The organism is Candidatus Neomarinimicrobiota bacterium, from assembly GCA_041154365.1.
Lineage (GTDB): Bacteria > Fidelibacterota > Fidelibacteria > Fidelibacterales > Fidelibacteraceae > Fidelibacter > Fidelibacter multiformis.
This window is the reverse complement of record AP035449.1, coordinates 102,368-127,222: the sequence shown is the minus strand read 5'-3', so window position 1 is coordinate 127,222 and position 24,855 is coordinate 102,368. Positions and strand designations below refer to the sequence as shown.

Sequence of the window (24,855 nt, the reverse complement as noted above, 5' to 3'; positions counted from 1 at the left end):
ACTTCCCATGGATGAAACCAACATACAATCGCTCCGGGCTCACATTGACAGGATTGATAAATCGCTGGTCGACCTTTTATCCCAAAGAATGGAATTGGCCTATCAGATCGGACAAGAGAAAGGTAAAACGGGGCAACCCGTGACGGTCCCGGGCCGTGAAGAGGAAATTTACCACTCCCTGGAAGGCCAGGAATCCCGCTTTTTAACATCTGAAGACCTGAAATCCTTGTTTGCGCAAATCATTGCTCTGGGCCGTAAAGCCGGGGAAAAGGGTGCCAGAGATGTGAATCAAAAGATAGGAAAAACATCATGATTATTGTCATGAATCCAGGGGCTAAAGACGCCCAGATCGAACAAATCTCCGAACATTTGCACAAACTGGATCTGAAAATTCACAAATCCCAGGGTGAGGATCACATGATCCTGGGTGTTATCGGTGATATTTCACGGGTCGATATTGAAAAAGTTAAGGGTTTTGACGGTGTAAACAAGATTATCCGGATATCCGAAAGTTACAAGCAGTGTTCCCGGACCTTTAAACCCACGAATACCATTGTTCACGTAGGGAAAGTACCCTTTGGAAGTAAGGAAATCGCCGTCATCGCCGGTCCCTGTTCCGTGGAAAATGAGAAAATGGTTCATAAGCTCTCCCGGGAAATCAAGCGGTACGGGGCTCATGTACTCCGGGGCGGCGCTTACAAACCCCGGTCATCCCCCTATACATTTCAGGGTTTGGGTGAAGAAGGACTGAAATACTTGCAGGATGCCGCTTTTGCATCAGGAATCCCCTGTGTTTCCGAAGTCATGGCCATATCGGATATTGACCTGTTTTGTAAATATGTGGATGCCCTGCAGGTAGGTGCCCGGAATATGCAGAATTACAGTCTTCTCAAAGCCCTGGGGTCCGTGGACAAGCCGGTGATCCTCAAGCGTGGTATTTCTGCTACTGTGGAAGAGTGGCTGAATGCTGCCGAGTATATTGTAAACGGTGGCAATTCACAGGTAATCTTATGCGAGCGGGGGATCCGGACATTTGAAAACTCCACCCGTTTTACCCTGGATCTTTCCTCCGTCCCTGTAGTGAAAAAATTATCCCATCTCCCTATCATTGTGGATCCAAGCCATGCTATGGGAAACCGGGATCTTGTGGTTTCCATGGCCCGGGCCGCCGTGGCTGCCGGAGCAGATGGTATTATGGTGGAAGTCCACGACGACCCCAACAATGCCCTCTCTGACGGTCCCCAATCCCTTTATCCCAAACAATTCAACCACCTTATGAAAGAGCTCCATATCATCAGTCAGGTGATCGGACGGGGATTGCTGAAGAAATGAAATCCCGCGAATTTGCAATCGTCGGTTACGGCCGTTTCGGTCGGGTGTTTGCATCCATCCTTAGCCGCTACGGAAATGTATCTGTTTATGATATCCATCCCTTTACCCCTGAAAAGAATATCCAACAGGTATCCCTGGAGGAAGCACTTCAAAAAGAGGTAATTTTTCTTTGTATCCCCATATCAAGTATCCCGGCCTTTCTCCATGAAAACCGGGAAAAAATAAATCCATCATCCACTATTATTGATACCGGATCGGTCAAAACATATCCCATACGCTGGATGGATGAGATGATTCCCCATATACCCCACCTGGGAATCCACCCTCTTTTTGGGCCGGACAGTTACGCGGAAAACAGGGTTAATCTGATTATCCTGACACCTTCCAATCAACACCCTCAACTGGCTGAAACCTGGCGGGATACTTTTCAGGAATGGCATTTTTTCACCCGGATTCTGAGTCCGGATGAGCATGACAAACATATTGCCGAATCCCAGGGACTTACTCATTTTATCGGAAATATTCTTCTGACTCTGAATTTGCCGGAATCAAAAACACCCACCAAGGGGTATGGGATGCTCCGGGCGGTGGAAGCTTTCTGCAGCAACGACACCCCCCAGCTTTTCAGGGATATGCTGATGTACAATGAACACTCCTCGGAGATGTTCAGATCCTTTATGAAAGCAACCCACACTGTCGCATCTCTGATACGGAAGGAATCCTTCAACATTCAGAAAGAGAAGATCCGTGTGGGAGCCATGGGAGATGAAGGGAGTTTTTCCCATGAAGCCGCTTTACAATACATCCGGGACCGTCAGCTGGTGAATGGGGAAGTGCTTTGCCTGACATCAGCAGAAAATGTTCTGGAGCATCTTGAACTGGGGCGCATTGACATCGGGCTGCTTCCCATACAGAATGCTGTAGGCGGTGTGGTTCAGGAAACCCTGACTCATCTGGCGGGGACCCGCTGCAAAATCTCTGGTCATTTTCCCTTTCTGGTTAAACAGTGTCTTTTATCCCGGCTGGATTTTGAAGGGAAACCTGTTTCGATCCATTCACACCTGCAGGCACTCCGGCAATGCAAAAGCTACCTGAACACCCACTATCCGGATGTCCCCCAGATTGAAGAACGGGACACCGCCGCTGCAGCTGCCATGCTGTCCCGTGGAGACCTTCCCCGGAATGCCTTTGTGATTGCTCCTGAAACCTGTGTAAAATTGCATCATTTGAAACTGGTCCGGTCCGGTATACAGGATTTGGACTACAACATCACGGATTTTATTTCCGTTATCATGGATGATTGAAAATACCTGCCAAATAACACCCGCCGAACGGGTCCGTGGAAACATTACCCTTCCGGGGGACAAATCCATCAGTCACCGGGCTTTGATTTTTGCTGCTATTGCCAGGGGAAAATCCAAAATCCGTTACCTGAATACCGGAGTGGATGTCCTTTCTACCATCGCCTGTCTGCAAAAAGTGGGAGTCCATTTCCAACTGGGCCGATATACCGTCAATGTAAAGAGCCCGGGGTTACACGGCTGGACCGGAGAGGATAAAACGGCTTTCAATTGCGGCAATTCCGGAACCACCACCCGACTCCTGGCAGGACTTCTTCCCGGACAGTCCTTTGAGTCGGTACTGTATGGTGACGAATCACTGTCCCGCAGACCCATGGGACGGATTATTGAGCCCCTGTCGAAAATGAATGCCCTTTTTAACAGCACTGATGGCCATCTGCCATTAACCATTTTCCCTTCAAAACTCAAGGGAATCCGCTATACCCTGCCGGTGGCCAGTGCTCAGGTCAAATCCGCCATTTTGCTGGCAGGGCTATTGGCTGAAGGAAAAACCCATGTGACTGAACCGGTCCAGTGCAGGGATCATACGGAACGGATGATGAAAATGTTGGGTATTCCTATCTTCAAAAAGAAAAACACGTGGACGGTTCATGCTCTGAAAAGGCCGATCCCAGGGTTTGAATACAATGTACCCGCCGATCCTTCATCGGCAGCATTTTGGGTAGCAGCGGCTCTTTTATTGCATAAAAGCCGTATCGTGCTGAGCAATGTCAGTCTGAACCCTACCCGTATTGCCTTTCTCCGGCTTCTGCAGAAAGCCGGGGCAGACATCCGCTGCAGTGAAGAGACAAGAAGCCATGAACCCTACGGCGATATTGTAGTTAAAAGTTCAGAACTCCAGGGATTTTCCATTTCCTCCAGAAACATCCCAGGCCTTATTGATGAAATCCCCATACTGGCCCTCATTGCCACCCAGGCAAAAGGCATGACGCGCATCCGAGGGGCCCGGGAACTTCGGGTCAAAGAAAGTGACCGGATCGCCACAACCGTTGCCTGTTTGAAAACCCTGGGTGCCGAAATTGAAGAACACGAGGATGGCATGACAATCCACGGCCCCACCCCCCTTCACGGCGGGACAGTCAAAGCTTATATGGACCACCGGATTGCCATGACGATGGCCATTGCCGGGTTGATTGCTTCGGACCCGGTGAATATCGAAGATTACTCGGTTGTGGATATCAGTTATCCGGATTTCTTCAGCACCCTTGAAAAAATCCGGCAGTAAATGATGAAACTGGGAATTATCGGGCATCACATTGCCTACTCCATCAGTCCAAAACTTCACACCCTTATCGGCAGGGAATCAGGTCTGCCTTCCCTCTGTTACGAACGGTTTGATATTCCCCCATCTGATCTGGGAAAAACCCTGACCCGTTTGCAACAGGAGGGATATACAGGCGTCAACATCACCATCCCCTATAAAAAAGAGGTCCTTGCCTATACCCGGCAACAGGATATCAGTGTAAAAGAATGTGACGCGGCGAATACACTGTTTTTTTCACCCTCAGGGATTCAGGCCTGGAACACAGACATGACAGGATTGGTCCGGGTTTTAAAAACCAGTGGTTATACAGCATTTAACCGCTATGTTCTGTTTGGATACGGTGGCGTAGCTCCGGCTGTTGTCAATGCCCTGAAAGCCCATAAGATCCACGCCATCTATATTGCCGGGAGGTCACCTGAAGCTGTCCGGACATTCTGCGCCCGATTCAGTCTGCTGCCTTATTCAGAAAAAGAAACTTATTCAGGATCTACCCTTTGGATCAATGCCACACCGGCAGGATCAGTCAACCATCCGGATATTCCGGCAGAGTTTCAGGTCATACCGAAGTCGGGAGACTGCTTTCTTGACTTGAATTATGCGCCCCTTCCCACTCATTTCCAACATTATTTCAGGGAATGCGGCATAGAAACGGCAGATGGGCTTGGACTTCTCATTGAACAGGCGCTGGACAGTCAGGTCATCTGGCGGAATGATCCCGGCATAACAAAAAAAATCAACCGGGAATCACTTCGCCGTGAGATCATAAAACAAATGGGGATATCAACATGAAACGAATCCAATGTATTACTGCCGGTGAAAGTCACGGACCAGCCCTCAGCGTGATTATCCATGGACTTCCGGCAGGATTTCGGTTGAATATAGATGAAATCAATCATCAGCTAAGCCGCCGTCAAAAAGGTTATGGGCGGGGCGGCCGGATGGCCATCGAAAAAGATCAGGTAGAAATCCTGTCCGGACTGAGAAACAGCATGACCCTGGGGAGTCCCCTCTCCTGTATCATCCGAAACCGTGATTTTGAAAACTGGAAAAAAGTTATGGATCCGGTTCAGGCGGATGTATCGGAAAAAATTTCAATTCCCCGCCCCGGTCATGCCGATTACGCAGGCATGCTGAAGTATAAAACCGACGATCTCCGGAATATTCTTGAACGGGCCAGTGCCCGGGAAACTGCAGTCCGGACTCTTGCCGGCGCCGTATGCCGACAGTTCCTGGAAAATGCCGGGATCTCGCTTCATTCTGTCGTCACGCGGATCGGCCCCGCCGGAGTGGATCCCGATGACCTGCCTCCTGTCACTGAATGGAATCGGGCAGAAAACTCTCCGGTTCGCTGTCCGGATCCAAAAACGGAAAAAAGAATGATGGAAGTTATTGATACCGCCCGGAAAGAGGGAGATTCTCTGGGTGGTTTGTTCCGAATTGCCGTCCAAAATCTGCCGGTCGGGCTGGGAAGTCACACACAATGGAACGAGCGCCTGACATCCATGATTGCCGCCCAGATCCTGGGCATCCCTGCCATTCGCGGAATCGAATTCGGCCTGGGTTTTAAAACTGCTGAAATCCCCGGAAGCCTTGTTCATGATCCCTTTGAAATAAAAGATGGGAACATCATTCGGAGCACCAACCACAGCGGTGGTATTGAAGGCGGCATGAGCAATGGGTGTGACCTGATTTTTTCTGCTGTGATGAAACCCATTCCCACCCTTGCCAAGCCACTGGCCAGTGTGGATTTGAAAACCGGGGAAAAAACCTCCGCACATAAAGAACGGACAGACAGTTGTGCCGTTCCCGCAGCCTCTGTAGTTGCTGAAAATGTCACAGCCATTCCACTCCTTGAAGCATTTCTTATAAAATTCGGCGGAGACAGCTGGGACGAAACCCTGAAGCACCGGGATGCATCTCAATGATCATCTTTCTGACAGGTATGATGGGAACAGGCAAAACCAAAGTAGGTCAGGCCCTGGCAGAAACCATCAAGTGCCCCTTTGTGGATCTGGACCTGTACCTGGAAAAAAAAACGGGGAAACGTATTCCGGACATTTTCAGGACAGAAGGTGAAGCTGCTTTCCGGAAACTGGAACGGGAGATTAAACATGATCCTGTTCCCAATACACCTGATTTGGTAATCGCTACAGGTGGTGGTTTTCCACTGGACGAAGGAAACCGGGAATGGATGCAATCCACAGGAGTGGTTATCTGGCTGCAGGCAGAACCCCAAACGATCCTGAATCGTATTCAAACGAGTGATAACAGACCGATGCTGCCCCGGCCACTCCGGCTTGCTCACATTGAGAGTATTCTGGAGAAACGGACTTTTGTTTATAAACAAGCGAATTATTATATTCAAACTGACGGAAAAAGCATCCGGGACATTGTCCTCGAAATCCTAGAAAAAGTAGAAAAGAACCATGCATAAAATACGAGTAGACCTTCACGAACGCAGTTACCCCATCTATGTAAAGAACGAGAGCCTTCCCACGGTAGGAAGCATATTGAAACAATTAAATATCAACCCCCAGGTGGTATTGGTATCCAGTCAGAATGTTTCAGCTCTTTATAAGGATGTCGTGGAAAAATCGCTGAAAAATGAGGGCTTTCAGGTTCAGTATATTCTCATGCCCAGCGGAGAAACCAATAAAAACCTGAAGACGGTACAATATCTGTATGATACCATGCTGGATTTAAAGATGGACCGGGGATCCACTGTCATCGCCCTGGGAGGCGGGGTGGTGGGAGATACCGCCGGTTTTCTGGCCGCCACCATGTACCGTGGCATGAATCTGGTACAAATTCCCACAACCCTTTTGGCCCAGGTGGATTCTTCCATCGGCGGTAAAGTGGGCATCAACCATGCCCGGGGGAAAAACCTGATCGGTGCCATCTATCAGCCGAAAATTGTGATCGTTGATCCAACGGTCCTTAAAACCCTGGAGTTCCGCCAGCGTGTTTCCGGCTTTGGAGAGGTGATTAAATATGGATTTATCCGGGATCGCATTTTTACACAGTTTCTCCTGGAAAATTTTTCCGATATCCTGACTCTGAAAAACCTGGATCATGTAAACGCTGCGATTATCCGGGCCATTGAGATCAAATCTTTCATTGTATCGGCTGATGAACATGAAAGCAATTTACGGATGGTGTTGAATTTTGGTCATACCGTTGGTCATGCAGTGGAACATACAGCCGGTTACGGAACCTACACCCACGGCGAGGCGGTGATTATCGGCATGTGTGCTGCTTTAAAACTTAGTACCGACATGGGGCTTCTTCCCGTGGAAATCGCCCAGCAGTATATTCAGCATCTCCGGCGAATTCCCATTCCCGGATCCCTGAAAAAATACAATACCGACCGAATGTACGAAGCCATGACACACGATAAAAAAGTACGGAATGGCAAAATCCAGTTTGTTCTTCTACAAAAGATCGGTGACGCTGTGATCCGGGATGATGTCCCCAAATCTATGATTTATGAAACCCTTGAATGGGTAAAGGACCTACAGTTTGTCAACAATATCTGAAAAGAGACTCAAAATTCTTGTACTTCATGGCCCTAATTTGAATCTCCTGGGGCACAGGGATCCCAGACACTATGGCCATTTGACACTGGACAAGCTGAATACGCTCATCCGAAAGAGGGCACGGGAACTGGATGTAGATGTGAAGTTTTATCAGACCAATCACGAGGGGGATCTGGTAACACTGTTGCAGCGGCAACGGAAATATGTGGACGGCATCCTGATAAATCCGGCTGCATATACCCATACCAGCATTGCCATCCGGGATGCCATTGAGCTGATAAAAATCCCGGTGGTGGAAATCCATTTATCTGATATTCAATCCCGCGAACCCTTCCGCCGTGAATCCATGATCCGGGATGTGTGCCTTGCCACATTTGCCGGAAAAAAAGAACAGAGTTACCTGGAAGGTCTGGAATTTCTCGTAGGCCGGCTGAAATCCCCGGGTTTGTAACCTTTTTTCTTTTAACCGCCTAAAAACAAACGTGATGTTTAAAAGGTTAAAAGAGAAAACAGGAGACATAAAATGAAAAAAAGCTGGTTTGTGATTCCCATACTGGTCCTGGCTATGATGCTGACGGGATGTGACAAAAACAAAGAAAACCTGAAAGATGCACCGGATTTTACACTCCGTAACGGATATGGCGAAACTTTTACCTTATCTGATCAAAAAGGGAAAATGGTTATTTTAAACTTCTGGGCAACCTGGTGTCCACCCTGTCAGCGGGAAATTCCTGATTTTATCGATTTATACGATGAATATAAAGAAGACGGTCTTATGATTGTGGGAGTTTCGGTTGATCAGACCGGTTGGGATGCCGTAGATAAATATATTCAGAATATGGGGATTCAATATCCCGTCATGATGTTCACACCGGATGTGATTCGGAATTATGATAATTTTCAAAGTATTCCCACAACTTTCATCATCGACAAAAAGGGCCGGATCGTAAATAAGGTAACCGGCTATCGTCCCAGGACTTTCTGGGAGGAAGAAATCAAAAAAATCCTGTAACCTTGTGAAAAGGAAACATGGACAAGGACCGGAATGATCTTAAAATTTCTGCCTCATTGGTTTGGAGTCCGATTGGATTCTATCAGCAGATCTTTTTATGGCTCTTTACGGCCGCCATTCCGGCCCTTGTGTGGCTTTTCTACTCCATAAATCCCCTGAAATATCAGTCTTTATACCGGTGGTTAACCCGTGTAGGAAAATTATTTACCCTGGAAAATCTGATCCCGGATCTGGTTTTGGGGCTTTTGGCAGGAGCACTTCTTTCCCTCCTTTTTCTTCTGCTGGAATGGCTTATCAGCCGCATCAAGGGTGAATCCCCGACTGAGCGCCTGTCCCGGCAGGACGAGCTCATCCCGAAAACCTCCGTTCAGCGCCGCTGGGCTTTTGCCATCAACCTGAGTGCCTCCATGGTGGAGGAGATTCTTTTTCGGGCTTACCTTTTTATGGCGCTGATAACGCTGTGGAATCACTGGCTTTGGGCTGCACTGCTCCTGTCTGCTATCTTTGCCTTTGTCCACACAAACATCCAGCAGATGAGCGCCACTGTTTGGATTTTCATCACCAGCCTGATCCTCTCGTATTTTACCGTCACACGACAGAGTCTTATCATGCCCTGGGGAATCCACCTGAGCGTAAATCTGATGAATCTCTTCCTTTTTCCCAAAGCTGCAAAGGTCTTTTTCCATGAGCGTTAGTCCAATACAAAGGGTTTCGGCAATCCTGATCCTCATTGCGGTCATTATCTGGTTTTTCAATACAACCCTGATCCGGAATCTGCCGGAAGAACCTCTTATCCTATCCGGAGAATGGGTCATTCCTTCACAGGATCCTGAAGCTGATGCTTATTTCCTCGAGGAAGTGCTTCACATGAAAAAGGTTGATCCCGTGATCACAAAGGGTAACACATCTTATGTTTTCGATAAGGGATTTATCATAAGGGATGGAATCGTCGGTACAGATACCCTTGTCATGCGTGTGAGTGATATAAATCGGGCATGGGATGAAATCCTGGCTTCGCCGGCCCGGATTGTATCAGCACCGGAAGAGAAATCGGGTAAAGGCAAAAAAGCCCTGTTTATTCTCCCCGGCGGTCAAATCACAGTCCTGGTGGAACGATGAAAATCAAATTGAATATCATTGTATCCCTCTTCATAGTCCTTTTTTTACTTCCGGACAAACTTTTACCCCAGCGCATCTATGCCTTTGAAAAATTTATAGAAAATGTCCGGATAAAACGGGAAAAGGACCTTCAATCCCTGGGCTGTTACATGTTTGCTTTTTATCGGGAACAAATGATTCGTGAAGATTCCCTAAGCACCCGCATGATCCTAAAGGGGCAAGAGTACCACTTTAAAAATCAGCCCATTGTCCGTGTATATAAAGAGCTCCGAATAAATCAATCGCCCATTGATACGTTACTGAAACCGGATACACTCCTATCGCAAAAAAACCCACCGGACTTCTATGATGAAAATTTTCACCGTTACTACATGATCCGGGATTTGGGAAAAACCTCTTTGAACAACACAGAAATGCGCCTTGTGGAATTTATTCCCCGGGGAGAAACGTCCGGACTCATGAAGGGCCGGGCCTGGATAGATCCCAAAACTTACGGAATCATCAAAATGATCCTTGAACCCCATCCTCTTCCGGAAGGCCTTACAAAAATGGAGATCGAAATTTTCAACACCTATGATGAAAAGGGACGAATCATCCGTTTTGGAATGCAATCCTTAAGCCATATCATCACCGTTGATAAACAGATGGAAATCCGGATAAGGGAACGCTACAGTCAATATAAAAGCTACCCTGACTCATTATGCGATTCATTAAATACACATTACTCATTACAGCCATAATAGCACCCCTGGCAGCATCAGACATCAACCGGACCGAACTGGTGATTGAGGATCATCATCTTTATTTTTACTATAATATATCCAATATCGGGCTGGGGTATCAGACGACACCCCGCTTTGCCGAACTTATGCAGTTGGAGCTCAGAGGCTATCCCAAAACGCTGGCAGGCCCCCTGGCATACCGCACCGATCCGGAATTGTATGAGATGGGTGTCTATAATTACTGGAATTTCTGGGATATTTACGCCAATTCACAGCGCCCTTTTCAAGTGCGTCTTTTTTACGGGGAAATCCACCGGCAAAAGGATAAAGGATATAATGTCCGGGGGACATTTTTTTCTTTCAGCCATCTTCTGAGTATCGGAAAAGATATCGTTCCCTATCCCGGCATGGAAATCGGATTTGAAAATAAACACATCGAATATGTTTCAGACCTGGCCCAGGAAATATTTACCCGCCGTTTCTCACTGCTTTTCATCGGCAGGGACCTGGATGATCAAATCATTAAGTTTACATTTAACAGAAAGGGGATCTCTTCGGAAAAGATACCTCAGATTCAGCTCCCCAATACCCTGGTTCGTTTTTCCACCAACTGGAGTCTTCAAACTCCTTACGACCGCCGGGCAGAACTGCTTTTCGGCCGGGCTTACCAAATACATGTCCACACTTTTCGTTTTTACCTGACACCTTATCTGGGTGCCAGATTGTATTTACCCGTCACCATCAACATGGACAATACCTTCATTATTGACACATATCCACTGAGCCTAATTCCTGTTTTTCAGGTCGAGTGTTATTTCCCGGATAAAATTCTTATCACCGATTAGTTTTTTAAGCTGATTTGATTGAAACTTTGCAGGCTTTTGGATATATTCGTAAACAAACTTAGCGAGCTTTGAAAACGCCCCACATTTCTGATTGGAATGGCTCTATAAGCCTATTATGATAAGCAGGAGGAAAACCATTGAGTGACTCTTTTTCATCGGGCAACACAGGTCCTTCAGCCCGGGGGGACTGTTTTGTTACCCTGACACTGAAGGAATCCGGTGGAATCACACTGGATATCCAGAGTAAAGTCGGGGATCTTTTCGGAAAATCCATACGTAATCTTTGTCTGGACATGATGGAATACTACGGAATTCCGGATGCCCATCTGAGCATAGAAGATCAGGGTGCCCTGCCATTCACCTTGAGGGCCCGACTGGAAGCAGCTATCCGAAAGGCTTTTCCCGACTGTAAGCCTTTTCTGGTCACAGATCATTCCGGTATTTTCTATCCCTCGGAAAAGGACCGATTCCGCCGTTCCCGTCTGTATTTGCCGGGCAATAATCCAAAACTGATGATCAATGCCGGACTCTATGCTGCTGACGGTATCATTCTGGATCTGGAGGATTCTGTGGCCCCTTCCCGGAAAGATGAAGCCCGGATTCTGGTCCGCAATGCCCTCCATGAACTCAATTTCGGTACTGCAGAGCGGATGATCCGGATCAATCCTTTCCCTGCAGGGATTCTGGATCTGGAAACATTGATTCCTGAAAAGGTGAATTGTGTATTAATACCCAAATGTGAAAGCCGGGAAGATGTGATTCGGGCTGATTTGAAAATTAAGGAAATTGCTTCTGAATCAGGCATCGACCATCCCGTTTACCTCATACCAATTGTGGAATCGGCCCGGGGTGTTGGGGCAGCACAAGAGATCGCCGAAGCCTGTGATACCGTTGTTGCTTTGGCTATAGGCCTGGAGGATCTGACGGCTGATCTGGGTACCCGGCGGACTGAGGAAGGGGATGAAAGTTTTGTCGCCCGATCGCTGCTTGTACTTGCGGCCCGGGCTGCAGGGGTCCAGGCAACGGACTCCGTGTTTTCCGATGTGGCAAATATGAATGCTCTTGAAAAAACAGCTCTTGAATCCAAAAAGATGGGGTTTGACGGAATGGGGTGTATCCATCCCCGGCAGATTCCGGTCATTCATGAAGTCTTTGCTCCCACTTCATTTGAAATAGAAAAGGCTCAGGCCATTGTCATGGCGTATGAAGATGCAGAAAAAAAAGGGCTGGGGGTTGTAAGCCTGGGATCAAAAATGATCGATGCACCTGTCCTCAAACGGGCAATGAAGACCATTCGTTTGGCAGAAACATTGAACCGGATACCGAAGAACTGGAGAGAAACCTATGGCACATAAATCCGATTGGACCAAAAACGCCGCCGGGCGATGGATTCCTCCGGAAATTAACGGAGAAAAAGTCATCCCGTTTAAAGGAATCGGCAAACACAGGCCTTCAGGAAATCGTTACGGTCCGCCTATTCGTACATCCATCGATTACCCGCCGGACGGAAACAAACAAGTGGAAACTTTAAAAGACGCCCTGGTCAAATCCGGGATCAGGGATGGGATGGTGATTTCCACTCATCATCACCTCCGGAATGGTGATTTGGTAGCCAACCAGGTGTTCAAAGCCGCATCCGATCTGGGAATTAAAGATCTTGTCTGGTTTCCTTCTGCCTCTTTTCCATGTCATGAGCCCATGATTGAGTATTTAAAAGATGGAACTATCCATCATATCGAAGGCAGCATGAATGGCGCCTTGGGACGTTTTTGTTCTGAAGGAAAAATGAGAGGAGTGGGTGTCCTTCGCTCTCACGGTGGCCGCTACCAGGCCATTCAGGATGGTGAAGTTAAAATTGATATTGCCGTCATCGCTGCTCCAACAGCCGATCCTTTTGGCAATGCCAACGGGCTTTATGGCCCCTCAGCCTGTGGCGGACTGGGTTATTCTCTGGCAGATATGCTTTATGGAGACCGGGTGATTGTTGTCACCGATCATCTGGTACCTTTTCCATGTATCCCCATGCAAATCATCGGGAATTATGTGGATTTTGTGGTTGTCATGGATAAAATCGGTATTCCGGAACAAATCGTATCCGGAACCACCCGGATTACCCGTAGCCCGGACCGCCTTCTCATCGCCGAATATACTGCCAGATTTTGTGATGCAGCCGGATTGATTAAAGACGGTTTTTCCTTCCAGGCCGGAGCCGGCGGGACATCCCTGGCCATAGGTATCTATTTTCACAAAATGCTGAAAGAACGGGGAATAAAAGCTCGTTTTGCCGTTGGCGGTTCTACCGAATATTCAGTAAAAATGCTGGAAGATGAGGTGCTGGAATATATGCTGGATGCCCAGACATTTGATCTGACAGCGGTAGAATCCATGCGAAATAATCCCAGGCATCCGGATATTTCCATTTTTCACTGTTATGATTTCCACGGCAAAGGGACCTATACAACCATGATGGATGTCATGATTCTTGGGGCTACCGAAGTGGATGTCCACTTCAATGGAAATGTGGTGACCCATTCCGACGGTATTTTGCTACATGGTATCGGTGGCTGGCAAAATTGCCTCCATGCCCGGTGTACCATCCTGCCCGTCCCTTTGTTCAGAAACCGGATTCCCATCATCCGGGATGAAGTCACAACTCTATGCGGCCCAGGAGAACTTATCGATGTAATTGTGACAGAACGGGGTATCGCAATTAATCCTCTGCGGACAGACCTATTGGAAAAAGTTAAAAACAGCGGATTACCGCTGAAAAGCATTGAGGAACTGAAAGCCGAAGCAGAAGCTTTGTGTGGAGTACCTGAACCGGTGGACTTCGAAGATGAAGTGGTTGCTGCCGTCAAATGGGTGGATGGAACGGTGATTGACGTGATAAAAAAAGTAAGGAGGAACCCTTAATGCTGGATGTTATCGCCATGCTCCCCGAAATGAAGGAAATCCGGGACGAAACACTCAGACAAAAGGTAGAAGCCGTATGGCAGGAAGCCGCGGCTTATCGTGGCTGGACCCGGGATCTTTTGATGAAAATTCCGTTTACCCTGCTTGCAGAGGGTGTTACCATTCCCTTCATAGACCATGTGAGGGCTGTGTGCCGTCTGTGTATAGCAACTGAAGATGTCCTGAAAACCATCCATCAGGAACGGCGAACCCCAGTAAACCGGGACGTTCTGATTGCCGGCGCGCTCCTGGCGGATGTGGGAAAACTGCTTGAATATGAGATCGTAAACGGGAAGGTGACAAAGTCCGATTACGGTCGCTATCTTCGCCATCCCTTCAGTGGTGTGGGGCTGGCATTCAAGCATGGAGTTCCTGAATCGGTGATGCATGTCATCGCCACCCATTCCAAGGAAGGAGCCGGGGAAAAACGGTCCCCTGAATCCATCATATTTCATCACGCCGATTTCATTGATTTCGAGCTGGTTAAAGGATAAAGACAATAACGAACTGAGGAGAGATTATGGCCAAGTACCGAATTGGATGGCTTCCCGGAGACGGGGTAGGGAATGATGTGATGGATGCCGCACGGATTGTGCTGGATACACTCAAGCTGGATGCCGATTATATTCACGGAGATATTGGATGGGAATTCTGGAAAAGCGAGGGAGATCCCTTGCCGCAACGAACCCTCGATATGTTGAAAACAACAGATTGTGCCCTTTTTGGAGCTATTACTTCCAAGCCCAAAGAAGAAGCGGATGAGGAACTGGATCCCACTTTGAAAGGCAAAGGCTATGTGTATTTTAGTCCCATAGTGCGCCTGCGCCAAACCTTTAACCTTCATACGAACATGCGGCCCTGCAAAGCTTATCCCGGCAATCCCCTGAATTACCGGGACGGCATAGATATTACCATTTTTAGGGAAAACACGGAGGGAATGTATGGCGGTGTAGAGTTTCATCCGGTTCCAAAGGAAGTTTACGAGGTGCTGGATAAGCATCATCCCAAAATGAAAAAATTCAAAGATGCGGGCCTGGACAATATGGCCATTTCTACGCGCATCATGACTCGTCAGGCCTGCCGGAACATCGTGACACAAGCATTTGAATATGCCAGGGAGTTTGGGAAAAAAGCGGTCACAGTCGTAGATAAACCCAATGTCCTCAGAGAGACAGGCGGACTCATGATCCGGACTGCCCGGGAAGTAGCAAAAAATTATCCGGACATCGAACTCTGGGAAACCAATATCGACGCCCAATGCATGTGGCTGGTGAAAAACCCGGAGAATTATGAAATCCTCGTAGCCGAAAATATGTTCGGTGATATTCTCAGCGATTTGTCTGCCCAGCTGGTAGGTGGACTCGGATTTGCTTCCAGTGGAAATATTGGAGACAATTATGCGGTTTTCGAACCAACACACGGAAGTGCACCGAAATATCACGGTCAATATAAAGTCAATCCTATGGCTATGTTGTTGACGACAAAAATGATGCTGGACTGGCTTGGTGAAAAAGATATGGCTGAACGTCTGGAAAAGGCGATTGCAGCTGTGATTTCCGAAGGAAAAGTAAAAACCTACGACATGGGAGGCAGTAATACATCGCTGGAAGTGGCAAGAGAAGTTGCTTCGAAATTGTGAGGGCTCGTGGATTTACCGATACGCTTCTCCATAGGAATCATTGCCTCGCCCTGGCATAAATTTCATAGATTGCTGAAGTGTTACAGGTGATGTGAATTCGAGAAATTTTATTCGCACTATATAGCAAGATGTTTATGTGTATACGCCCCCGGGGATAAAATAAGCACGAACCCGATCAAACGCAAGATTATATTATTATTCATATAATTGGATGATTGTGAGTGATGCATGATGAATTGAATTATGAGTTGGCTTACCCGGACCAATGAACGTTCTGAATCCTCTTTCTCCCCGGACCCAGGCCCCTGTCCGCCTCATATCTTCATCCTTTTGTATCCTCATCCCATCTCCCCGTCATCCACATCTTTCACCTGCTGCCACATTTTTTCCAGTTCATCCAGGGAAAGAGCCCGCAGGTCTTTCTTATTTCTTTCAGCCATTTCTTCCACGCGGTGAAAGCGGCGGATAAATTTATCGGTAGATTTTCTCAAAGCTTCGTCGGCATTGATCCCCAGAAAGCGACCCACATTTACCAGGGAAAAAAGAAGATCCCCAAATTCCATTTCCATAGAGTCGGCGTCTTTTTCCCGGGAGGCATCTTCCAGTTCCCGGATCTCTTCCCGGATTTTTTCCCATACATCATGAATTTTATCCCAGTCGAATCCCACCATGGAAGCTTTGGATTGTACACGATAGGCTTTGTGCAAGGAGGGAAGCTCCTTTGGGATTCCATCCAGGAGTCTTTTCCGTCCTTCAGCTTTCTTCTTTTTTTCCCAGTAATGATGAATCTCTTCTTCAGAATTAAAAACCTTGTTTGTAAAAACATGGGGATGTCGGCTGATCATTTTGTGATTAATATGAAACAAAACATCCTGGATGGTAAAACGATTGTCTTCTTCTGCCAACACCGCCTGAAAAACAAGGTGAAGCATCACATCCCCCAGCTCCTTGACCAAATCCCGGTCATTTCGGTGGTCCAAAGCATCAATCACTTCGTAAACCTCTTCAATCATAAAAGGGATCAGGCTTTCCGGTGTTTGCTCACGATCCCATGGGCACCCTTCCGGTGAACGCAACTTCTTGATAATTTCCACCAGGTCACTAAATGCTTTCATCCAGGCCCTTATGCTTCGGGTAAAAATTCCAGGCGAATTTCCTTGATTCGCCGGCGTTGCATCAATACAACCGTAAATCTTACATTCTGAAAGACAAATTGATCCTGCTTTTTGGGCACCCGTCCCAGTTTATCCATGACAAAACCACCCAGAGTATCATAATCCCGTTCCTCCGGAAAGGAAATCCCCAGTTCTTCTTCCAGTTCATCCAGGTTTAGGGCAGCATTGACAATATACTCTTTTTCGCCGCTCTTCCGGATCATGGTCTGGTTTTCCTCATCCATTTCATCCTGGATTTCACCCACAATTTCTTCCACCACATCTTCCAGGGTCACCAGGCCGCTTGTCCCTCCAAATTCATCTACCACAATGGCAAGTTTGGTCTTTTTTGTTTGAAATTCCCTGAGCATTTTCGCAACACTTTTATTCTCATGGACAAAGAGCGGGGGTCTGAGCAAACTTTTTATGTGTGTCTTTCCGGTTTCTTTATCTGTTAAGTGAAGAATATCTTTAAGAAAAATAAAACCGATAATATGATCCAGGTCGCCGCCATGAACCGGCAGCCTTGAAAATTTGGATTCGCGCACCTCCTGGATGATATCGGGCAGGGACTGGTTGATATCGATGGCATGGATATCGGGCCTTGGGATCATAATTTCCCGGACCCGGGTGTCGGACAATTTCAGTAGGGACTGGATCATATCCCGTTCTTTTTCACGGATAGCCCCGGATTCGCCACTCAGGTTTACCAGTGCGGATAACTCTTCAGAATCTTCAATAAACTCTTCACCCTGAATGCGAAACATCCTGGCGAAAAGATCGGTGATCCAGTAAAAAACAGCTGTCAGGGGTTTAAGCAACGTATAAACAATCGTTAAAAAAGAGGACATGCGAAGGCTGTGTTTGATAGCACTTCGGACCGCAATGATTTTGGGGAGAATTTCTCCCACAATGAGAATCACCAGCGTGACGGCAAACACCTGAACCAGGATGGATAAAATGGGGGATAACTGATAGTAATTGGCGATATCCCTGGCAACTGAAGCCGAAATGACAGACATGGCAATATTGACAAAAGTATTTCCAGTAAGAATTGCAATCAGGAGGCGCCGGGGAAAATTCAGAAGGGCTAAAAGTCTCAAAGCTTCAGGGTGCCCCCCACGCATTTTTTCTTCCAGCTTGGACCGTTTGACGGAAAAAACAGCGGTTTCACTGCTGGAAAAGAGGCCGGAAAAAAGCAACAGAACCACAAACAATATGCTCCGTAGAAGCAGGTCATCAGGCATAACCACATTCCTCCAGATGACGGTTTTCCAGTTTTGTCATCTGTTCCCTGGCGCCTGGGTTGCCGTCTTCGTATCCCATAAGATGCAAAAAACCGTGAATCAGAATCCGTGCACATTCCTGGCGAATACTGACATGATATCGGGACGCATTTTCCCGGATTCGAGGCAGAGAGATATACAACTCTCCTTCCAGATAATCTTCACAACATTCCATCGTAAAGCTGATAATATCCGTAAAGAGATCCTGATCAAAATATTCTTTTTTCATCTCTCTGAGAGGTTCGTCAGCCATATAAATAATGTTGATATCACAAGAGGACAACTGGTAGGCTTTCAGCAATGTGAGAATAATCCCTGAAATGTCCTCATGGCGCAGGGGAAGCCGTAAACCGGATTCATTGTAGATGTGAATATGCTTTTCTTTACGTCGACTGGAATGCATGGATTATTTTGTCGTTTCACTTTTTTGTTGGCCCGGATATTCGGGGCGATGATGATACATACTGATAAACTGCCTGATCAGAGATTCACGGATCACTGTGATATCATGAAAAGTAAGGGGACAATCAGACAGCTGTCCTTCATCCATCCGTGTTTTGATAATCAGGTTGACACGGTTTTCAATGTCGGCATCTGTCGGTTTATCCAGTGCTTTTATGGCTGCTTCACAGGCTTCGGCGATCATAACCAATGCTGTTTCCTTGGTATTGGGCTTTGGGCCTGGATATTTAAAATCACTGTCCTTCACATCCGCCGGATCTTCGGCCAGATCCATCGCCCTGTCATAAAAAAACTTCACAATCTGGGTCCCATGGTGCATGGGAATAAAATCCATAACAATTTTTGGCAGATTATACTGTTCAGCCAGTTCTATACCGGTCCGGACATGATTAATCACCACCTTTGCCGCCATGTGGGGTTTGAGTTTTTCCAGGCGGTTTTCATCCCGCTGGTTTTCAGCAAAATAGTTGGATTTGGCAATTTTCCCAATATCATGATAATAAGCCCCAACACGTGCCAGCAGGTTATTGGCCCCAATGGCTTCGGCAGCCGTATCCACAATGGTCCCCACCATTACCGAATGATTGAATGTCCCCGGAGCTTTCATGGCCAGCTCTTTCAATAAGGGCTTGTTTAAATCCGTTAATTCCAAAAGCGTCATATCGGTTGTAATATTCAGCATCCGTTCAAAAACACTTACCAGGCCATATGCCGCCAGGACCGATCCGACCGTATTGATAAAGGCGAACAAAATTCCCCGTGTCAGCTCGGCAAAGGAGCTGAAGCTGACAAGCTCAAGGGCGATCAAACCGAGAATGTAAGAAAGGAAGACCCAGATCAGGGGTTGAAAAATCTGATCCCTGCTTCTCAATTTTTTAATAGAAATAGTAGAAATAAGTGCCGGAAGCATGTGGACCACGGTAAAATGGAAAGGATTCCCAAAGATATAGGAAAGCATAAGAATAATGGGGACCGTAGAAAAAATGGCAGCCCGTTCATCATAAAAGATGGATACAATCATGGCCAGAAGGGTCACGGGGACGGCCATAAAGGCCGCATGATTCAGGGATGAAATCAGGTAACCCAGTCCGATTACAATCAATTGATTGATCACAATAAGAAAAATGTTTTTTCGGTCTGAATAGATTTCCTTCCTGAAATGGTAAATAAAAAGTATAAATATTGTATAAAGCAATCCCATGATAAGCAGGTCGCCGAAAAATCCCATGAAATAAGCCCGTCCAAAGGCATTTTGATTTCTTTTGGATTCTGCAACATTCAGGGAATAAAGTTTTCGATAGATTTGAGGTGTAACCCGGGTATTGGCATCCACAATTTTTTCATTTTTTAACACCTTGCCATCTACAATGGGAATCCTGCTGATGGCATCCTGCTGGCGCCGGAGTGTCCGCTCTTTATCGTAAATAAGATTCGGACGGATAAAAATCCGGGAAATCTGAAACAACATCTGTTTCTTTTCAAAACTCAGCTCGTTCCCGTTTGTTTTCAGGCTCTGGGAGAGGGTATTAATGGCCTTGTCCCTGTCATAAATTTCACTGGTGGATCGGTAAATTTCCTCTCCAGCTCTGGAAATGGCAATTTGACTGGACATGATATCCTCGAGGGGGATATCCACAATTCCCTTATCCATATACTGGGTGATTTCCTGAAGAAACTGGGTTTTCAGGTTCTCCAGGTCCGGAAGAGGACTTTTATCAGGATCATACAAGCCGCGGTAAAGATCACTCTCCATATCGATATTATAATCTTGTTTGAACTGGCTGATCAGTTGATAGAAAGCTGTACTGTCCGACCGGACACGTTTGTTTTGTTCTTCAAAACGCTCCACATTATACCGGTAGAGATTTCGGTCTTCCCGTGATTTTTTAAGGGACTGGTAGCGTTGTTTGAGGGCAGTCGCCATCCGGAAAAACTGTTCAATATCCTGTGTGCTTCTGATTTCCGCATCGTGATCGTGGTTAAAGACAAAGGGGACCCGCTTCAGAGCTTCCCGTTTTTCAGCTTCAATCACGTCTTCAGGTTTCAGAATATCAAAATCATAGGGAGCAATAATGGTTGCTCGGGTGATTTCTCCAATTTGATATCTGTATATATGGGAGCGTTCCCGGGGAATCAGAATTGTTGCTATGATTACAACCAGAACCATCATGCCTGCTTTCAGGATGAGATCCCAATTGACCGGTTTTTTCTTTATTTTTTTTGCTGTCATTATTGTTCTCCAATCGATACCACGATCAGAATTTAATCAGATTTGCTCCCCAGGTAAAACCTGAACCAAAGGAAACAGTGATCACATAGTCCCCACGTTTGAACCGTTTTTCATTCAGCGCTTCACAGAAAGCTATGGGAATTGACGCAGCTGTTGTATTGCCATATCGTTCAATATTTGAATAAACTGTATCAAGTGTCAGTTCCAACCGGTTGGCAACCATCTGTGTGATACGCAAATTTGCCTGATGGGGAATAATCTGGGCAATTTCATCTTTACTCACACTGTTTTTATTCAATAATTCCATTACCACTTCAGGCATGCGGGTTGAGGCATGTTTAAAGACAAAACGGCCGTTCATGGATGGGTAGTGGCGCCCCAGAGTGATATCTTCCTTACTGATTCTGTCCTGCACATAAATGCTGGGATACTCTTTCCACAGTGCCTGGTAGTACTCTCCCTCGCTGTGGAGCACCGAATCCAACACGTCGGATTCATCCTCAGAGGCAGTCAACACAAAAGCTCCGGCACCGTCACCGAAAAGAACAGCAAGATCCCGACCTTCGGTAGACAGATTGAGACCCACGCTCTGAACCTCTGCACCCACCAGGAGGATTGTCTTGTACTTGCCTGATTTGATAAAGGTGGATGCCAGTTCGAGTCCATATACAAATCCGCTACACTGTTGCCGAATATCATAGGCCGGAATCGTGCGGCAGCCGGTCAGTTTATTCTGGATCATCACACCGATACCGGGAATTTCATGATCAGGGGATAGGGTTGCAGCCACGATCATATCCAGGTCTCCAGAAGTCATGCCGGCTTTATCAAGGGCTTTCTCAGCAGCTTTCACTGCCAGATCTGATGTTCCTTCTTCGCCTACCTTGACAAAATGTCTTTCTTTTATACCTGTCCGTTCGGTAATCCATTCGTCAGACGTATCCATTAATTTTTCCATGTCGTGGTTTGTCACCACCTTTTCGGGAACATAATACCCATAACCGGCTATTTTAACACCCACCTTGACTCTCCTTATGCTTGTTCGTGTGGTTTTAAGTCTTTTACAATGAGTTGAATCGAACGTGTTCCATTCCAGTCGTTTATGGACGGGACAAAAACAAGATCCACAGTTTTGCCGGGGGCGCTGACCAATGGCAGTTCTTCCCCAAAATTCCAGGCGATACAATCCAGGGAACGATGATTTTTCCGGACTCTGAATTTCAGGTGATTTCCTCCCACGATACGGGCTTGCTGTGGTTGTACATTTTTAAGGTAGAACTTAGGCCTCATATTCCCGGGGCCGAAGGGTCTCAGTCGATCGAGAAAAGTAAGAAGCTCCATGTTGATTTGTTCTATTTCCACCTCTGCATCGATATAAATCCGGGGTTCCAGAAGATCCGGTGAGATGGTGTCTTCCGCAAATTTATGGAGATCCTGCATAAACTGATCCAGATTTTTCCTCGAAATGGTCAGCCCGGCCGCCATCACGTGTCCACCATAGGTTTGCAGCCACTTTTCATGGACATGCAACGCGCCGTATAAATCAAATCCGGTAATACTCCGTCCGCTGCCTTTACCCAATTCATCCTGAAAAGCAATCATAATCACAGGACGATGGTAGAGTTCTTTGATTTTTGATGCCACAATTCCAATAACACCCGGATGCCATGTGGGATTATGCAGGACCAGAATGTTGGGAAGCTGATGAGGATACCGCTTTTCAATATCCTGGATTGCTTCTTCCATCACATCTTTCTCAATAGCGCGCCGCTGGGTATTTTCATCATCCAGGATTTCCGAATAGGCTTTTGCTTCGACAGGATCCTGTGTTGTGAGTAATTTTACGGCTCGGGAGGCTTCACCCAGTCGACCCACGGCATTTAACCGGGGAGCAATGCCAAAAACGATTTTTGATACATCCATCTCTTCTGGGCGGATCCGGCTGACATCCATCAGGGCTTTCAGGCCGATCCGGTTTCTCCCCACATTTATTTTCCTTAATCCTTCACTCATGAGTATGCGATTTTCACCCGTCATGCTTACAATATCTGCTGCCGTTCCCAAAGCCACCAGGTCCAGATAATCATAGGCAGTTTCTTCATCCAGGCTTTCATAACGGCAATATCCCTGGATGAGTTTGAAAGCGACACCGGCACCGCACAGGTTTTTTTCCGGGTAGATGTCATCTGTCTGCTTGGGATTCACTATAGCCAGGGCAGGTGGGAGCTCTGGGGAAGGCTCGTGATGGTCTGTGATAATTACATCCAGTCCTTTTTGCTTCGCATAGCGGACCTTTTCCACTGCATTGATGCCGCAATCACAGGTAATGATAAGGGAAACACCCAAACGGACTGCATGGTCGAGTCCTTCCCGGGAAAGCCCATACCCTTCTTTCTCCCGGTCCGGAATATAATAACAGATATCACCGCCCAATTTCTGAAAGAAGAGATAGAGGATCGAGGCGGATGTAATACCATCTACATCATAATCACCATAGACAAGAATTTTTTCTTCTTTGGCCAGTGCCTGACGAATTCGAAGGAGCGCCTTTTTCATGTCCTTCATGAGAAACGGATCGTACAGTTTGTCTGGTGTGGGATTAAAATATTCTTCCAGTTGTTGCTGGGTGATGATATTCCGGGTTAATAAAAGTTTAGCATATAGGGGATCGAGGCCAAGGGTTCGGCTGAAGATCAGCAACTGATCGGAATCAAACTCTTTGAAAATCCATTGCATTTTGTAAATATGATCCGGAGTTGAACGTAAGCCGAATTCTGTTCTCCCTTCATGTCATACGACATGGGGGAGGACGGTCATTTATCTGGTTCCGGAATCACTTCCGGAATCATGCTGCCACCTTGAGAATGGAATCCGGGCCGGATTCACCGCCGGAGCGGTCTCTCAGTTTTGCATTGCTCCGACCGGGGTTTACCATGCGGCCTGCCTTTCGGCAGACCCGGTGAGCTTTTACCTCGCCTTTTCACCTGTATCCGCCTGTTTCCGGGAGTCTCCTCCCAGAAGAGGACAGATAGTCTGTTTTCTGTGGCACTTTCCAATCATTACTGATTCCTCGCGTTACGAGGCGGCCTGCCCTGCGGAGTTCGGACTTTCCTCATCCCGGCCGGATTATTCCCGTCGGGACGCGACCGTCGTTTCAACTCCAGATCTATATACCTTTTATTTATCTACTGTCAAATTGCCTTCGTCTGAATATATGAAGCGCCCACAGATATCACAAGTCACGATTTTATTCCGCTTGTAAATATCCACCCGCTTCTGGGGGATTACTTTGTTGTTGCACCCGCCGCAGGCATCCCGTATAATGGGGACAACAGCAACACCTCGCCGGGCTTTTCGAACCCTCTCGTATACATTCAGAATATTCCGGGGGATTTTTTTTGTAATCTCCTGACGCTCCTTTTCCAGACGTTCTTTTTCATCCCGGGTTTCCTGTATGGTTTTTTCCAGATTTTTTTTGGCTTTTTCCAAATCCACTTTTAACATTTCGATATTTTCATCGGAATGTTTAATACTTTCTTCCAGCTCCTGATTCTCTTCCCGGGCCTCATGTATCTGTGTTTCCGCTTCTTCAATCTCCTTTTTTGCGTAATCTATCTCTGCTGTTAATGCATCATATTCCCTGTTGGTCGTTACCAGATAGAGCTGTTCCTGATATTTTTCCAGTTTTGCCCGGTATTCCTTGATCTTCCCCTGGTTTTTTGTCACGCCTGCCTGATTCTGATTCATGCGCTCCGATTCCTGAACTTTCTTTTCTTCTTCTTCCTTGATGCGGGATTCCAGGGCAAGGACTGTCTCCGGTAAATTCCCCATCTTTTCCTTTATACTCTTTAATTGATAGTCCACAGACTGTAGCTTGACAAGCCTTTCCATCGTCTCGTGCATTAAAATCCTCCGGGCTGATTATTTGTTCCTAAAAAAAA

25 protein-coding genes and 1 other RNA gene are annotated in these 24,855 nt (G+C 46.8%); 18 read left to right on the top strand and 8 right to left on the bottom strand.

All coding sequences use genetic code 11. The annotated features are described in order from the left end of the window. The first annotated feature begins 7 nt into the window (after positions 1 to 7). The 18 genes from strainIA91_RS00540 (at position 8) to strainIA91_RS00455 (ending at position 15,782) form a co-directional block, all read left to right on the top strand. Positions 8 to 313, top strand: coding sequence for a chorismate mutase (locus strainIA91_RS00540; RefSeq protein WP_400167139.1), 306 nt, complete (start codon positions 8 to 10; stop codon positions 311 to 313). Further along, complete coding sequence (gene aroF / locus strainIA91_RS00535) at positions 310 to 1,332, top strand: 3-deoxy-7-phosphoheptulonate synthase (RefSeq protein ID WP_400167138.1); 1,023 nt, start codon at positions 310 to 312, stop codon at positions 1,330 to 1,332. Before strainIA91_RS00540 ends, aroF begins: the two co-directional genes overlap by 4 nt. Then, a complete protein-coding gene (locus tag strainIA91_RS00530) occupies positions 1,329 to 2,636 on the top strand; it encodes a prephenate dehydrogenase/arogenate dehydrogenase family protein (protein ID WP_400167137.1) in 1,308 nt (435 codons plus the stop codon). Before aroF ends, strainIA91_RS00530 begins: the two co-directional genes overlap by 4 nt. Beyond that, a complete protein-coding gene (aroA, locus tag strainIA91_RS00525) occupies positions 2,629 to 3,918 on the top strand; it encodes a 3-phosphoshikimate 1-carboxyvinyltransferase (protein WP_400167136.1) in 1,290 nt (429 codons plus the stop codon). The genes strainIA91_RS00530 and aroA overlap by 8 nt, the downstream gene beginning before the upstream one ends. Continuing rightward, positions 3,919 to 4,746, top strand: coding sequence for a shikimate dehydrogenase family protein (locus strainIA91_RS00520; RefSeq protein ID WP_400167135.1), 828 nt, complete (start codon positions 3,919 to 3,921; stop codon positions 4,744 to 4,746). It begins immediately after the preceding gene. Next, entirely contained in the window at positions 4,743 to 5,882 is a 1,140-nt protein-coding gene (gene aroC / locus strainIA91_RS00515) for a chorismate synthase (protein ID WP_400167134.1), read from the top strand. Before strainIA91_RS00520 ends, aroC begins: the two co-directional genes overlap by 4 nt. Further along, entirely contained in the window at positions 5,879 to 6,391 is a 513-nt protein-coding gene (locus strainIA91_RS00510; RefSeq protein WP_400167133.1) for a shikimate kinase, read from the top strand. Before aroC ends, strainIA91_RS00510 begins: the two co-directional genes overlap by 4 nt. After that, complete coding sequence (aroB, locus tag strainIA91_RS00505; protein WP_400167132.1) at positions 6,384 to 7,493, top strand: 3-dehydroquinate synthase; 1,110 nt, start codon at positions 6,384 to 6,386, stop codon at positions 7,491 to 7,493. The genes strainIA91_RS00510 and aroB overlap by 8 nt, the downstream gene beginning before the upstream one ends. Continuing rightward, entirely contained in the window at positions 7,477 to 7,944 is a 468-nt protein-coding gene (gene aroQ / locus strainIA91_RS00500; protein ID WP_400167131.1) for a type II 3-dehydroquinate dehydratase, read from the top strand. Before aroB ends, aroQ begins: the two co-directional genes overlap by 17 nt. A gap of 72 nt (positions 7,945 to 8,016) precedes the next feature. Beyond that, positions 8,017 to 8,505 (top strand): peroxiredoxin family protein, encoded by a 489-nt coding sequence (locus tag strainIA91_RS00495; protein ID WP_400167130.1) that lies wholly within the window; start codon positions 8,017 to 8,019, stop codon positions 8,503 to 8,505. Between the two features lie 17 nt (positions 8,506 to 8,522). Further along, a complete protein-coding gene (locus strainIA91_RS00490) occupies positions 8,523 to 9,200 on the top strand; it encodes a lysostaphin resistance A-like protein (protein ID WP_400167129.1) in 678 nt (225 codons plus the stop codon). After that, positions 9,190 to 9,624 (top strand): VOC family protein, encoded by a 435-nt coding sequence (locus strainIA91_RS00485; RefSeq protein WP_400167128.1) that lies wholly within the window; start codon positions 9,190 to 9,192, stop codon positions 9,622 to 9,624. The genes strainIA91_RS00490 and strainIA91_RS00485 overlap by 11 nt, the downstream gene beginning before the upstream one ends. Then, a complete protein-coding gene (locus tag strainIA91_RS00480) occupies positions 9,621 to 10,364 on the top strand; it encodes a hypothetical protein (protein WP_400167127.1) in 744 nt (247 codons plus the stop codon). Before strainIA91_RS00485 ends, strainIA91_RS00480 begins: the two co-directional genes overlap by 4 nt. Further along, positions 10,325 to 11,191 (top strand): hypothetical protein, encoded by an 867-nt coding sequence (locus strainIA91_RS00475; protein ID WP_400167126.1) that lies wholly within the window; start codon positions 10,325 to 10,327, stop codon positions 11,189 to 11,191. The genes strainIA91_RS00480 and strainIA91_RS00475 overlap by 40 nt, the downstream gene beginning before the upstream one ends. Positions 11,192 to 11,328: 137 nt before the next feature. Beyond that, entirely contained in the window at positions 11,329 to 12,546 is a 1,218-nt protein-coding gene (locus strainIA91_RS00470; protein ID WP_400167125.1) for an aldolase/citrate lyase family protein, read from the top strand. Then, positions 12,536 to 14,104 (top strand): citrate lyase subunit alpha, encoded by a 1,569-nt coding sequence (citF, locus tag strainIA91_RS00465; protein ID WP_400167124.1) that lies wholly within the window; start codon positions 12,536 to 12,538, stop codon positions 14,102 to 14,104. The genes strainIA91_RS00470 and citF overlap by 11 nt, the downstream gene beginning before the upstream one ends. After that, the gene (locus tag strainIA91_RS00460) at positions 14,104 to 14,637 is read left to right on the top strand and encodes an HD domain-containing protein (protein WP_400167123.1); all 534 of its coding nucleotides are present in this window, start codon (positions 14,104 to 14,106) and stop codon (positions 14,635 to 14,637) included. The genes citF and strainIA91_RS00460 overlap by 1 nt, the downstream gene beginning before the upstream one ends. Positions 14,638 to 14,663: 26 nt before the next feature. Continuing rightward, positions 14,664 to 15,782, top strand: coding sequence for an isocitrate/isopropylmalate dehydrogenase family protein (locus tag strainIA91_RS00455; RefSeq protein WP_400167122.1), 1,119 nt, complete (start codon positions 14,664 to 14,666; stop codon positions 15,780 to 15,782). Between the two features lie 338 nt (positions 15,783 to 16,120). Here the strand turns inward: strainIA91_RS00455 and mazG are convergent, their stop codons facing one another. From mazG to strainIA91_RS00415, 8 genes are all read right to left on the bottom strand, one after another. After that, positions 16,121 to 16,897, bottom strand: coding sequence for a nucleoside triphosphate pyrophosphohydrolase (gene mazG, locus strainIA91_RS00450; protein WP_400167121.1), 777 nt, complete (start codon positions 16,895 to 16,897; stop codon positions 16,121 to 16,123). Positions 16,898 to 16,905: 8 nt separating this feature from the next. Beyond that, entirely contained in the window at positions 16,906 to 18,183 is a 1,278-nt protein-coding gene (locus strainIA91_RS00445) for a hemolysin family protein (protein WP_400167120.1), read from the bottom strand. Next, complete coding sequence (gene ybeY, locus strainIA91_RS00440; RefSeq protein ID WP_400167119.1) at positions 18,176 to 18,625, bottom strand: rRNA maturation RNase YbeY; 450 nt, start codon at positions 18,623 to 18,625, stop codon at positions 18,176 to 18,178. Before ybeY ends, strainIA91_RS00445 begins: the two co-directional genes overlap by 8 nt. A 3-nt stretch (positions 18,626 to 18,628) precedes the next feature. After that, a complete protein-coding gene (locus tag strainIA91_RS00435) occupies positions 18,629 to 20,914 on the bottom strand; it encodes an HD family phosphohydrolase (RefSeq protein WP_400167118.1) in 2,286 nt (761 codons plus the stop codon). Positions 20,915 to 20,939: 25 nt separating this feature from the next. Further along, positions 20,940 to 21,935, bottom strand: a complete 996-nt coding sequence (locus tag strainIA91_RS00430; protein WP_400167117.1) for a 3-oxoacyl-ACP synthase III family protein — start codon at positions 21,933 to 21,935, stop codon at positions 20,940 to 20,942. 11 nt (positions 21,936 to 21,946) lie between these two features. Next, positions 21,947 to 23,650 carry a single-stranded-DNA-specific exonuclease RecJ gene (gene recJ, locus strainIA91_RS00425; protein ID WP_400167116.1) on the bottom strand — a complete coding sequence of 568 codons (1,704 nt, stop codon included), beginning with the start codon at positions 23,648 to 23,650 and terminating at the stop codon, positions 21,947 to 21,949. A 12-nt stretch (positions 23,651 to 23,662) separates the two neighbouring features. Further along, an RNA gene (gene rnpB, locus strainIA91_RS00420) (RNase P RNA component class A) lies at positions 23,663 to 24,076 on the bottom strand. A gap of 15 nt (positions 24,077 to 24,091) precedes the next feature. Further along, positions 24,092 to 24,817, bottom strand: a complete 726-nt coding sequence (locus tag strainIA91_RS00415) for a zinc ribbon domain-containing protein (protein ID WP_400167115.1) — start codon at positions 24,815 to 24,817, stop codon at positions 24,092 to 24,094. Between the last annotated feature and the right edge of the window lie 38 nt (positions 24,818 to 24,855).